This window comes from Undibacterium sp. RuTC16W (genome assembly GCF_049339445.1).
Classification (GTDB): Bacteria; Pseudomonadota; Gammaproteobacteria; order Burkholderiales; family Burkholderiaceae_D; genus Undibacterium.
This window is the reverse complement of sequence record NZ_JBMPPE010000009.1, coordinates 13,058-25,495: the sequence shown is the minus strand read 5'-3', so window position 1 is coordinate 25,495 and position 12,438 is coordinate 13,058. Positions and strand designations below refer to the sequence as shown.

Annotated in this window: 14 protein-coding genes; 10 read left to right on the top strand and 4 right to left on the bottom strand. The window is 51.1% G+C overall.

The window, feature by feature from the left end; genetic code table 11:
• Window positions 1-30: 30 nt before the first annotated feature.
• From ACO0K4_RS16155 to ACO0K4_RS16145, 3 genes are all read right to left on the bottom strand, one after another.
• On the bottom strand, window positions 31-186 hold the full coding sequence (locus tag ACO0K4_RS16155; protein ID WP_422957687.1) for a hypothetical protein: 156 nt from the start codon (window positions 184-186) through the stop codon (window positions 31-33).
• A gap of 72 nt (window positions 187-258) precedes the next feature.
• A complete protein-coding gene (locus tag ACO0K4_RS16150) occupies window positions 259-1,245 on the bottom strand; it encodes a quinone oxidoreductase family protein (RefSeq protein WP_422957686.1) in 987 nt (328 codons plus the stop codon).
• A gap of 56 nt (window positions 1,246-1,301) precedes the next feature.
• Window positions 1,302-2,219, bottom strand: a complete 918-nt coding sequence (locus ACO0K4_RS16145; RefSeq protein ID WP_422957685.1) for a DMT family transporter — start codon at window positions 2,217-2,219, stop codon at window positions 1,302-1,304.
• Here ACO0K4_RS16145 and ACO0K4_RS16140 point away from each other — a divergent pair.
• The 4 genes from ACO0K4_RS16140 to fghA all read left to right on the top strand — a co-directional run bounded on the left by ACO0K4_RS16140 (window position 2,218) and on the right by fghA (window position 5,283).
• On the top strand, window positions 2,218-2,391 hold the full coding sequence (locus tag ACO0K4_RS16140) for a hypothetical protein (protein WP_422957684.1): 174 nt from the start codon (window positions 2,218-2,220) through the stop codon (window positions 2,389-2,391). The two genes, ACO0K4_RS16145 and ACO0K4_RS16140, sit on opposite strands and share 2 nt — an antisense overlap.
• A gap of 104 nt (window positions 2,392-2,495) precedes the next feature.
• Window positions 2,496-3,209, top strand: coding sequence for a GAF domain-containing protein (locus tag ACO0K4_RS16135; protein ID WP_422957682.1), 714 nt, complete (start codon window positions 2,496-2,498; stop codon window positions 3,207-3,209).
• 72 nt (window positions 3,210-3,281) lie between these two features.
• Complete coding sequence (locus ACO0K4_RS16130) at window positions 3,282-4,388, top strand: S-(hydroxymethyl)glutathione dehydrogenase/class III alcohol dehydrogenase (protein ID WP_422957681.1); 1,107 nt, start codon at window positions 3,282-3,284, stop codon at window positions 4,386-4,388.
• 34 nt (window positions 4,389-4,422) lie between these two features.
• Entirely contained in the window at window positions 4,423-5,283 is an 861-nt protein-coding gene (gene fghA / locus ACO0K4_RS16125) for an S-formylglutathione hydrolase (protein ID WP_422957680.1), read from the top strand.
• A 162-nt stretch (window positions 5,284-5,445) separates the two neighbouring features.
• Here fghA and ACO0K4_RS16120 read toward each other — a convergent pair whose 3' ends face one another.
• Complete coding sequence (locus ACO0K4_RS16120; protein WP_422957679.1) at window positions 5,446-7,092, bottom strand: helicase HerA-like C-terminal domain-containing protein; 1,647 nt, start codon at window positions 7,090-7,092, stop codon at window positions 5,446-5,448.
• 131 nt (window positions 7,093-7,223) lie between these two features.
• Between ACO0K4_RS16120 and ACO0K4_RS16115 the strand changes: the two genes are divergently transcribed.
• The 6 genes from ACO0K4_RS16115 to rlmH all read left to right on the top strand — a co-directional run bounded on the left by ACO0K4_RS16115 (window position 7,224) and on the right by rlmH (window position 12,396).
• Window positions 7,224-7,949 (top strand): YebC/PmpR family DNA-binding transcriptional regulator, encoded by a 726-nt coding sequence (locus ACO0K4_RS16115; RefSeq protein ID WP_422957678.1) that lies wholly within the window; start codon window positions 7,224-7,226, stop codon window positions 7,947-7,949.
• An 86-nt stretch (window positions 7,950-8,035) separates the two neighbouring features.
• A complete protein-coding gene (purD, locus tag ACO0K4_RS16110; protein ID WP_422957677.1) occupies window positions 8,036-9,310 on the top strand; it encodes a phosphoribosylamine--glycine ligase in 1,275 nt (424 codons plus the stop codon).
• 41 nt (window positions 9,311-9,351) lie between these two features.
• Window positions 9,352-10,251 (top strand): oxygen-dependent coproporphyrinogen oxidase, encoded by a 900-nt coding sequence (gene hemF, locus ACO0K4_RS16105; RefSeq protein WP_422957676.1) that lies wholly within the window; start codon window positions 9,352-9,354, stop codon window positions 10,249-10,251.
• Entirely contained in the window at window positions 10,252-11,022 is a 771-nt protein-coding gene (nadD, locus tag ACO0K4_RS16100; RefSeq protein WP_422957675.1) for a nicotinate-nucleotide adenylyltransferase, read from the top strand.
• Window positions 11,022-11,726 carry a ribosome silencing factor gene (rsfS, locus tag ACO0K4_RS16095; protein ID WP_422957674.1) on the top strand — a complete coding sequence of 235 codons (705 nt, stop codon included), beginning with the start codon at window positions 11,022-11,024 and terminating at the stop codon, window positions 11,724-11,726. The genes nadD and rsfS overlap by 1 nt, the downstream gene beginning before the upstream one ends.
• A gap of 199 nt (window positions 11,727-11,925) precedes the next feature.
• Window positions 11,926-12,396: a 23S rRNA (pseudouridine(1915)-N(3))-methyltransferase RlmH gene (gene rlmH, locus ACO0K4_RS16090; protein WP_422957673.1), complete on the top strand. Its 471-nt coding sequence runs from the start codon at window positions 11,926-11,928 to the stop codon at window positions 12,394-12,396.
• The last annotated feature ends 42 nt before the right edge of the window (window positions 12,397-12,438 follow it).

Genomic DNA, 12,438 nt, shown 5'->3' with positions numbered 1-12,438 from the left:
ATACGTTTATGTGTTTTTATTTACGTCTTTTTAATTAGAGTAAATCGCTTCCGATGTAAAGGTAATGACGACGATCAACATCACTGCCAGGACAAGAACAATCAATAAACGCCCGAATTTCGGGCTACCGTCGGAGGAATCATTGCTGATTTGCTCATGTTGTTCCTGTTGCTCTGGCGTGCTCATCGTATCTCGTCAGTAATATCTCAGATTCAGGATGTTAACAGACACGGCTCAATATGGTGGAGAAGTATTGCGTTATGGAATCAGGATAGACGAACCTGTTGTTTTTCGCGCTTCCAGATCGCGATGTGCCTGTGCAGCATCGCTCAGGGCATAACGTTGCCGTATGTCAATTTTCACTTTGCCACTCTCTACCATAGAGAACAAATGCGCAGCCATCTGCTCCAAATCAGCGCGTTTGGCGGTGTAGCTCATCAGACTCGGGCGTGTAATGAATAGAGAACCTCGCGATGCCAGCTCTTGTAAGCCAAACGCCGGAACGGGTCCGGACGCACTGCCAAAACTCACCATCATGCCCAGAGGCGATAAACAATCGAGCGAACCGGTAAACGTATCTTTGCCGATCGAGTCGTATACCACCGGCACACCTTTGCCCTCGGTGATTTCCTTGACTCGTTCGACAAAATTCTCTTTGTTGTAATTGATCACATGCGTACACCCGTGCGCTTTTGCCAGCTCAGCTTTTTCATCGGAACCAACCGTGCCAATCATATTCACACCGATCGCCCGCGCCCATTGACTGGCAATCAGTCCGACGCCGCCAGCCGCGGCATGGAACAAAATCGTCTCGCCGCCCTTGAGCGGAAAAGTCCGGTGGAACAGGTATTGCACGGTTAAGCCTTGCAGCATCATGCCTGCCGCAGTCTCAAAGTCGATACTGTCCGGCAGTCGCACCAGATTATCCGCAGGCATTATCCGCGCCTGGGCATAGGCGCCGTTCGGACGCCCTGCATAAGCGACTCGGTCGCCCGGCTTTACATAAGTTACGCCTTCGCCTACCGCCTCGACAACACCGGACGCCTCCATGCCCAATCCGGCAGGCAAAGGTTGAGGATATAAGCCTGTACGAAAGTACACATCGATAAAATTCAGACCACAAGCAACATGTCGAACCAGTGCTTCACCCAGACCAGGTTGCCCCAGCGGTACGTCAACAAACTCCATGACCTCTGGTCCGCCGGTTTGCTGGATTCTGATTACCTTGCTTGTCGATGTGCTCATGGTCGCTTCCGCTGGTTGAAATGAATGAAAAATGGATGAAGGGTAGACTGCTTACGCTATTTCTTGATCGATAACAGATACATACCGCCAATGACTAATACCGTCCCCGCCAGTTGCCAGCTGGTGATCGGCTCATTTAAGAAAAACGAGCCGAGGAATAAGGTGGATACCGGTCCTATCATGCCCGCTTGCGACGCGGTAGGTGCACCGATCCGCTGCACGGCGATCATTGTCAGAAACACCGGTAATACGGTACAAAAAATCGCATTCACCAAGGAAAGCCAATATACCGCAGAAGGCTGCACCAGCATGCTAACCGGACGCAATACAAAGAACTGACCGATGCAAACCACGCTAGAAACACACATCGCATACGATACCAGCCGTAAAGTCCCGAGTCGCACCACCAGCTGACCCGACTGTATCAGGTACAAAGCATAAGAAATCGCCGCGCCAAGAACCAAGGCAGCTCCCAGCATCACGTCAGCACCGCCAAATTGCAGATCATGTAAAAACACCAGTACGATCCCCAGATACGACACACCCAGAGCCGCCCACTCGATACGACTGACTTTCCGCTTTAAAAAAAATACCGAAATCAGCAAAACAAATGAAGGCGTCAAAAACAGGATCAACCGCTCCAGCCCCGCCGTAATATATTGCAAACCTAAAAAGTCCAGGAAGCTTGATAAATAATAGCCAATCAAACCAAGGCCGACCAGACGCCAGCGATCTGCCACTTTCAGGGCTCCGCCCTTATGCGCTTGCCAGATCGCAATCGCTGCAAAGACCGGTAATGAAAACAGCATACGAAAGCTAATCAAGGTCACCGCATCAACGTGATATCGATAGATTAGTTTTGCGACAATCGCCTTAGTGGAAAACAAAATGGCACCGGTGATGGCGATGGTTAACCCGATCAGATACTGGCGTCGATCATGGGCACTGCGTTGAGAAGTAAGCGAGGTAGTCATGCCAAATATTGTAAATGCATATGCGATTACGCGTACTCAGGACAAATACGCCTTGCCTGTTGACGGCGAATTGGTGGCAGGCTCAACCAACGTAAAAAATCGCACTCACTATGTACTACGGAATACTGCAATCAAGAATGCTGCGTTCAGCAAACCGCTCCCCGCCCGGTAAAAGCTGGGCGCTACCTTCCCAGATTTTTCAGCGACTAGCCCGCTACCACGTTGATATGAGACATCTGATAAACTCAAATGCTTTTTAGAACCTCGGGCAGACCAATGTCAATCGCATTTTTTATGGCACACAGCGGCATCGATCACTCACAATTACCGTCTGATTTTGCGACGCAAGTTTCCAGCTACCAAGAACAACTGCAGCAATTCATCAGATCAACTGAAAAAGACACGCAAGTCCAATGGCAATATCAGGTACCCGAACTAGGCGAAGGTGGCTCCTGTTCCTTGTTTGATCAGCTATCCGCCACACCCTATGATCTGGCTGCCCGCCTGGGCGGACAAACGCCTGACAATCTGCGGCTGTTGCAACAGGTGACTGCACTGGTTAAGTTTTATCAGCAACATAGCGGCAGCCAGTGGTTTGGCGTGTATCGAAAAATCAATCAGAAAATCGACCAGACACCCACCGGATCAGATGGTAATGCTGTATTAATAAAGCTAGCCTACTTTGGTGCCGCATCACGCGCCGAATTTCCGCTCACACCCGAATTCGCTGCCATCAGCAATAACAGCACCGTCGGCATCAGCGGTAAGAGCCGGATTATCAACAACGTCAGCGCCTATCTTGCGACTGGCGGCGAGTATTACACCTGTGATCCAAAAGTGCAGGCAGAAGCTTGCTTGCCGATCCTGGCAGCAGATGGTCACGTGTTGGGGATTATCGATTCAGAAGCATTTACACAGAATATTTTTAACGGCGCTGAGCTCGCTTTACTCGTCGCGGTAGCTACAAGTTTGTCTAGCATTCTCAGCTAAAACTACAGTCAGCTTGTAGTCGTTCTACCCATTTACAGTTCTACTTACCTCCTATAACGACAAAGGACAGACATGAAAACCAAAGCAGCAGTCGCATGGCAAGCCGGCAAACCTCTGACTATCGAAGAAGTTGAATTAGGCGGCCCAAAAGCAGGTGAAGTCTTAGTCGAGATTAAGGCTACCGGCATTTGCCACACCGATTACTACACCCTGTCTGGCGCTGACCCGGAAGGCATTTTCCCGGCGATTCTGGGGCATGAAGGCGCAGGCGTCGTGGTCGATGTCGGCCCCGGTGTCAAGAGCCTGAAAAAAGACGACCATGTGATTCCTCTTTACACACCGGAATGCCGTGAGTGCAAATTCTGTCTGTCACAAAAAACCAATCTCTGTCAGGCAATCCGCAGTACCCAGGGACGTGGTCTGATGCCAGATGCGACTAGCCGCTTCTCATTAGATGGTAAGCCGCTGTATCACTACATGGGGACATCAACCTTCTCCAATTACATCGTAGTGCCAGAAATCGCTCTCGCAAAAATCCGTGAAGACGCGCCTTTCGACAAAGTATGCTACATCGGTTGCGGCGTCACCACCGGCGTCGGTGCAGTCTTGTTCACAGCAAAAGTAGAGGCTGGCGCCAACGTGGTCGTCTTCGGTCTTGGCGGCATCGGTTTGAACGTCATTCAGGCAGCCCGCATGGTCGGCGCGAATAAAATTATCGGGGTCGATATCAATCCGGCTCGCGAAGCAATGGCGCGTAAATTCGGTATGACACATTTCGTTAATCCGACCGAAGTCGGTAACGTTGTCGACGCAATTATCGGCCTGACCGATGGCGGCTCAGACTATAGCTTTGAATGTATCGGCAACACCACCACGATGCGCCAGTCGCTGGAGTCCAGTCACAAAGGCTGGGGCCAGTCGATCATCATCGGCGTTGCAGCAGCAGGACAAGAAATCAGTACGCGGCCATTCCAGCTGGTCACCGGTCGCGTCTGGAAAGGCTCTGCATTCGGCGGCGCACGAGGCCGCACTGACGTACCAAAAATCGTTGACTGGTATATGGAAGGCAAACTCAACATCGACGATCTGATTACGCACAAGCTACCGTTAGAGCGCATCAACGAAGGCTTTGATCTGATGAAGAGCGGCGAGTCGATTCGCTCTGTTGTTGAATTCTAAACTTGATTTTAAACTAGCCACCACAGGATCCAAGATGACCGCCGCCGCTTTAGAAACAATCAGCGAGCACGCCTGCTACGGTGGCGTGCAAGGTTTTTATCGTCACGAGTCTAGCGAGATCGGATTGCCGATGCGGTTTTCGGTATTTCAACCACCACAAGCCAAAGAGCGTGCAGTCCCCGTCTTGTTCTATCTGGCGGGCCTCACCTGCAATGAAGAAACCTTCATGATCAAAGCCGGGGCGCAAAGACTGGCAGCAGAACTCGGCATCATGTTAGTCGCGCCGGATACCAGTCCGCGCGGTGCGTCTATCGCGGGCGATAGCGATGGCTGGGATTTTGGTGTCGCTGCCGGTTTTTATCTCGATGCAACGCAAGCGCCGTGGGAAAAACATTACCGTATGTATTCCTACGTCGTGCATGAATTGCGCCACAAAATCCTGAAAAATTTCGCCGCACAAGCAAATCAGATCGGCATCTTTGGCCACTCCATGGGTGGCCATGGCGCGCTCACACTGGCACTGCGCAACCGGGACATTTACCGCTCAGTCTCCGCCTTTGCACCGATTGCAGCGCCGACCAAATGTCCCTGGGGACAAAAGGCATTTAGCGGTTATCTTGGAGCTGATCAAAGCACCTGGCTCGATTACGATGCATCGATCCTGATGGCAAACACCAGCACGCCTTTTCCTCACGGGATTTTGATTGACCAGGGACTCGGCGATAAATTTCTAGCCGAGCAATTACTGCCTCACGAATTCGAAGTCGCCTGCGCAACAGCGAACCAGCCTCTGACTTTGCGACGTCATGAGGGCTATGATCATGGCTACTATTTCATCACCAGTTTTATTGAAGATCATTTGCGGTTCCATGCGGCGATTTTGAATGCGGCATAAATAAGATCATCCGATGTTTTCCTCTTGATTTCAAAACGGAATCCGCAACACTGGTGCGCCTTTTACGACGAAATACGTCCAGAAGGCGCGCCAGCATTGCGGATTGCATGGATTAATATGATGAAATTTTATAGCGGCACATCCTGCTGGTTGGAAATCATTTTATTTTTTCTTCAAAATAGACCCGAGCACACCACGAATAATCTCACGGCCAACCTGTGATCCGATGGTTCGTACTGCCGATTTAACCATGGTCTCTGCGACGTTATCGCGACGACGTATGCCTCCGCTACCACCGAGCAGATTGCCGAATACGCTTTTCAGCGTATCGCTGATACCGCCGGCTTCCTGAGATTGCTGTGGAGATTGCTCCTGCGTTTGCACTTGTCGCTGCGACGGGATCGTTGGCGCTGACTCCGTGGGCGTACGGCTTGAGGCAGTAGTCCCGCCAGAATTGCCCCAGCCATCGCCGATACCACCAGACTGATCGGGCGCTGGTGCGCTTTGCGGCTGATTTTGCGATTGAGTACTGACGACTCTGCCTTTGAGTTTTTCGTAGGCAGAATCACGATCTATCGTTTTTTCATAGACGCCTGCAACAATCGAAGTCGCCATAATCTGCTGGCGCTCCTCAGGTGAAATCGCACCAATCTGCGATGCAGGTGGCAAGATAAAACCGCGCTGGACAATATTTGGCCGACCTTTTTCATCCAGAAAAGAAATCAATGCCTCACCGACACCCAGCTCACTGATGACCTGCGCTGTATCAAGATCGGGATTGGGGCGAAAAGTTTCTGCTGCTGCCTGCACAGCTTTCTGATCGCGCGGTGTGTAGGCGCGTAAAGCGTGCTGCACACGATTGCCAAGCTGCCCCAGTACGGTATCTGGAATATCAAGCGGGTTCTGCGTGACGAAATACACGCCCACACCTTTAGAGCGGATCAGGCGGACGACTTGTTCGATTTTTTGCAATAAGACTTTAGGCGCTTCGTCGAACAATAAATGTGCTTCATCAAAGAAGAACACCATCTTAGGCTGATCAAGATCCCCGACTTCAGGCAGATGCTCATACAGCTCAGACAGCATCCACAATAGGAAAGTCGAATAGAGGCGCGGCGATTGCAGCAACTGGTCGGCGGCGAGAATATTCACAATACCTTTGCCGCTGGCATCGGTTTGCAGCATATCGTCCAGATTCAGCATTGGCTCACCAAAGAATTGCTCACCACCCTGCTCAGAGATTGCCAGCAGACCGCGCTGTATCGCACCGATGCTGGCCGCGGAGATATTGCCGTATTCGGTCTGAAACTCACTCGCGTTATCGCCCAGGTGCTGCAGCATTGCACGCAAATCCTTGGTATCAAGTAAGAGCAAGCCGTTGTCATCGGCGATTTTAAAAGCGAGCTGCAATACACCTTCCTGAGTGTCATTCAGGTTTAGCATGCGTCCTAACATCAGCGGTCCAAGATCAGAGATCGTCGCGCGTACGGGATGACCTTGCTTGCCAAATACGTCCCAGAACGTGACTGGGCAAGCCTTCCAGTCCGGTGCCGCGATCCCAAGTTGCTCACAACGCTGCTGGATTTTGGGGCCAGACTGCCCCGGGTGCGCCATGCCGGACAAATCTCCCTTTACGTCAGCCATGAAAACCGGCACGCCGATATCCGAGAACGCCTGCGCCATCACCTGCAGTGTCACGGTCTTACCGGTACCGGTTGCTCCGGTGATACAGCCGTGGCGATTCGCCCAATCTGACAGTAAATGCAGTTCCTGCGCTTGATTTTTTGCAATAAGCAGTGGTTTTGACATGGTTTTGGTCGTTCTCTAGGGGGATTTGAATAAAATCACTATGTTAAAATGGCAGACTTCATTATAGAACCGAAGCAAGGGGAATTTGCCTGGCTTTAGGTGAACAATTGCCAATTCAAGAGAGAGCGATCATGGCAGGACATAGTAAATGGGCCAATATCAAGCATAAAAAAGCGGCCACCGATGCAAAACGCGGCAAAATCTGGACGCGTCTGATTAAAGAAATTACGGTTGCAGCACGCATGGGCGGCGATGATGTCGCCTCCAATCCCCGCCTGCGCCTGGCAGTCGATAAAGCGGCCGGCGCCAATATGCCGAAAGAAAACGTCACCCGTGCAATACAGCGCGGTAGCGGCACACTGGAAGGCGCGAACTATGAAGAGATTCGCTACGAGGGCTACGGTATCGGTGGCGCAGCGATCATCGTTGACTGCATGACCGACAACCGTGTACGTACCGTCGCAGAAGTACGCCATGCATTCAGCAAATTCGGCGGCAACATGGGCACTGAAGGCTCGGTCGCATTTTTATTCACGCATTGCGGTCAGATGTTGTTTGCGCCGGGCACGAATGAAGACGCATTGATGGAAGCAGCCTTAGAAGCGGGTGCCGATGATGTTGTTACCGATGAAGAAGGTGGCATTGAAGTTCTGTGCCAACCCTACGACATGTCCGGCATCAAGGACGCGTTGGAAAAAGCCGGATTCATCCCGGAAATCGCTGAAGTCATTATGAAGCCAGGTACAGAAACCGTCTTCACTGGCGATGACGCAATCAAGATGCAAAAATTATTGGATGCGCTGGAAAATCTGGATGACGTCCAAGAAGTCTTCACCAACGCCATCATCGAAGATTAAATCTGATGTGCCCTTGCAGAACATCGGTAGTAAATGCAACTCTATGCAACTCGATGCAACGCAGTCATTGAAAAAAGAAAGTTGTTATGAAAATTCTCGTTGTAGGCTCTGGTGGCCGTGAACACGCATTAGCCTGGAAACTCGCGCAATCAGAACGTGTACAGACCATTTTTGTCGCTCCCGGCAATGGCGGTACCGCACAAGATATCCGCCTGAAAAACATCGCGCTGACTGACTCCGTTGCGTTGGCAGATTTTGTTGAGCAAGAGCATATCGGACTCACCGTCGTAGGCCCAGAAGTGCCGCTGGCAGCGGGTATCGTGAATGTATTCCGCGCCCGCGGCCTGAAAATCTTCGGCCCGAGCAAAGAAGCTGCGCAACTCGAAAGCTCCAAGGATTTTGCCAAATCATTCATGCAGCGCCACGCTATTCCGACGGCGGAATACCAAACGTTTTCAGATCTAGCAGGTGCCCATGATTACATCGCAAAAAAAGGCGCACCTATCGTCATCAAAGCTGATGGACTGGCCGCAGGTAAAGGCGTCGTCGTTGCCATGACTCTCGACGAGGCACATGCCGCCGTCGATATGATGCTGTCTGACAATAAGCTCGGCGATGCAGGTGCGCGTGTCGTGATCGAAGAATTTTTAGCGGGTGAAGAAGCCAGTTTTATCGTCATGGTGGATGGCAAAAATATTCTGCCACTCGCAACCAGTCAGGATCACAAACGCCTGCTGGATCATGATGAAGGTCCGAACACCGGTGGCATGGGCGCGTACTCCCCGGCGCCCATCGTGACACCACAATTGCATGCACGTGTGATGCGCGAAATCATCGTCCCGACCGTACAAGGCATGGCAAAAGACGGCATCGTCTTCACCGGCTTCCTGTACGCTGGTCTGATGATTGATGATCAGGGCAATCCAAAAACACTGGAATTCAATTGCCGCATGGGCGATCCTGAAACTCAGCCTATCATGGCACGCCTGAAAACCGATCTGGTCAACGTCATGGAACACGCGGTCGATGGCACACTCGATGCAGTAGAACTGGAATGGGATCGCCGCACCGCGATGGGCGTCGTCATGGCAGCCGCGGGCTATCCAGATGCGCCGCGCAAAGGTGATGTGATCACTGGCATACCGGCCGAGACCGCAGACAGCGTAACGTTCCATGCTGGTACTGCCTTAAAAGATGGCACACTGACCGCAACAGGTGGGCGCGTATTGTGCGTCGTCGGTCTGGGCGACACGGTCAAGCTGGCGCAAAAACATGCCTACGAAGTCGTAGAAAAAATCCATTTCGATGGCGCCCAATATCGTCGTGATATTGGCTGGCGCGCAATGAATAAGAAACATTAATTAGCGATAACGAACCACTGTCACCAATTTAATCAGAACGCATGACTGACTCACACGCCGTAAAAACTTACCTGCTTGGATTGCAGTCTAGGATCGTCGCCACGATGGAACAGATCGATGGCAAGGACTTTATTACCGATAGCTGGGATCGCCCGGAAGGCGGCGGCGGGATTTCGCGCGTGATTGAAGAAGGCAATGTATTCGAACGCGGTGGTGTGAATTTTTCTCACGTGATGGGGAATAATCTGCCACCATCAGCGGCAGCTCATCGCCCCGAACTCGCTGGTCGCAAGTGGGAAGCCATGGGCGTGTCGCTGGTACTCCATCCGCGCAATCCGTATGCACCGACTGTGCATATGAATGTTCGGTTCTTCACAACCTATGCCGCGGGTCAGCCCGATGTATGGTGGTTTGGCGGCGGCATGGATCTGACGCCCTACTATGGTTTTGTCGACGATGCACAGCATTTCCATCAAAGCTGCAAAAATGCGCTGGTTCCGTTTGGTCAGGATTTACATCCACGTTTTAAGAAATGGTGTGACGAGTATTTTTACCTGAAGCATCGTAAAGAGGCACGTGGTGTTGGCGGTATTTTCTTTGATGATTTCAATGAGCTCGATTTTGCGACCAGCTTTGCGATGATGCAAAGTGTCGGCGATGCATTTGCCCCCACCTACAGCGTCATCCTTGAAAAGCGCAAAGACTTGTCCTATGGTGAACGTGAGCGCGATTTCCAGGCGTATCGCCGGGGTCGTTATGTCGAGTTTAATCTGGTGTTCGATCGTGGAACACTATTTGGCTTGCAATCCGGTGGCCGGACCGAATCCATATTGATGTCCATGCCACCGGTAGTAAAATGGCGTTATGACTGGTCGCCGGAAGAAAATAGCGCCGAAGCAGCGCTGGCACAAGAATTTTTGCCGCACAGGGAATGGATTTAAATGACTGTGTCACCGGATCCTGTTTCGGTCAATAAGATAGCCGGAACGCATCCATTGCATCATCAGATTCAGCAAGCTCAGCACTGTGTCGTCGTTTTAGGTGGCAGTTTTGATCCTGTTCATCTTGGACACGTCGCACTGGCAAAACGATTTATCACATTATTAGAACCTCAGGAGTTACGCGTCGTACCGGCGGGTAATCCCTGGCAAAAGAAGGGCCTGGTCGCCAGCGCTGAGCAGAGATGTGCCATGCTGGAACTGGCGTTTGCAGAGGTAAACACATGCAAACTGACGATAGATCAGCAAGAAATACAGCGCGCCAGACGTCAGCACGCTACTTATACCGTCGATACCTTGCGCGCTTTGCGGGCAGAGTATGGTGACAAGACTTCCATCGTTTTTTTAATCGGTGCCGACCAGTTGCAGAATCTGTCTAGCTGGCACCAATGGCAACATTTGTTTGATCTGGCGCATCTATGCGCGGCCTCACGACCCGGCTTCCAACTGGAACAAACTAATTCGCCACAAGTAGTAGTGTCAGTAGCGCAGCAAACACAGCAGCACGTGCTGCAAAAATTCAAGCAAGGAGCGGCAACACCGGAACAAATTCGCAATACCCCCGCTGGGCTGACTTATCTGACAGAGGATCTCCTCATCGATATATCAGCCACACAGATTCGTGACGATCTGCAGCGTGGACAGCTAACAACATCGCTAGTACCTCGCAAGGTGCTAGACTATATACAACAACATCATATATACGAAAAATAATGGATATCAAACAACTACAAACTCTCGTCTTTGACGCTCTGGAAGACGTAAAAGCACAAGACATCATCGTCTACGACACGACCCACCTGACCAGCTTGTTCGACCGCGTTGCGATTGCCTCCGGTACATCGAACCGTCAAACCAAAGCTCTGGCAGCGTCAGTACGCGACAAAGTCAAACAAAATGGCGGCGACGTCATTGGCATGGAAGGCGAAACAACCGGTGAATGGGTATTGGTCGATCTGGGTGATATGGTCGTTCACATCATGCAACCAGCCATTCGCGCCTACTACCGCCTGGAAGAAATCTGGGGCGACAAAGAAATTAAATTCGGCGCAGCCAAGCGCGGCACGAAGAAATTAGCCAGCGCATCAGAAGATGAAGAAGCCAAACCAAAACGTGCAAGCCGTGCCAAGGCTGCGCCTGTCGAAGTCACACACGATATGATGGCAAGCCAGACTACGCTGGATGACGAGCCAAAGAAAACCACGCGCAAACCTCGCGTAGCCAAAGTTGCCAGTGCTGATGCACCAGCAAAACCGGTACGTAAAACAGCAACCACCGCTGGTACTGGTGTGAAAAAAACGACTGCCAAAACACCAAGCGGTACTCGCGTTAAAGTTGCTGCAACCAAAACCGCCGTTGCCTCCGCCAAAAAAGCCGCAGATAAAAAAGCGACTACTCGTCGTAAAACTGCAGAATAATCTGGTTCGTTTAAAAGAGTCGGTTAATCAATTCGTTTAAAAGACATCTTTAAAGATGCAGTGAACAAATTTATTTAACAGATAGGCTTGCTTGATACGGCAGATTAAATATAGGCTTCTGTGTAAAACAGAAGCCTTTTTTACGACTGTTTTTTCTGATTTTTTCCAGAAATTTTCTCAACCAATTAGTCACCATTTTATGCAACTCATCATCGCTGCCGTTGGTCACAAAATGCCTGCATGGATAGAAGACGGCTTTAATGAATACAGCAAACGCATGCCACCCGAGTGCCGGATCCATCTGAAAGAAATTAAGCCTGTTGAACGCTCCGGCAGTAAAACTGCCGAGACCGTAATGGGACTGGAACGCGTCAAAATTGAAGCTGTTTTACCAAAGAATGCGCGCATCATCGCCCTGGATGAACGCGGCAAGGACTTGACCAGTGTCGCCCTGTCGCAGCAATTGACTAGCTGGCAGCAAGATGGACGGGATGTGGCATTTATTATCGGCGGCGCGGATGGACTGGATGCTGAATTTAAGGCGAAAGCCGATATGCTGATCAGAATTTCCAGCCTGACCCTGCCGCACGGCATGGTACGCGTGCTGCTGGCTGAGCAACTATATCGCGCTTATTCGATTACGCAAAACCATCCCTATCATCGGGTTTGAGCACAGGATAAAATCCTGGCGCACAATAGCCTCATCAGTAGA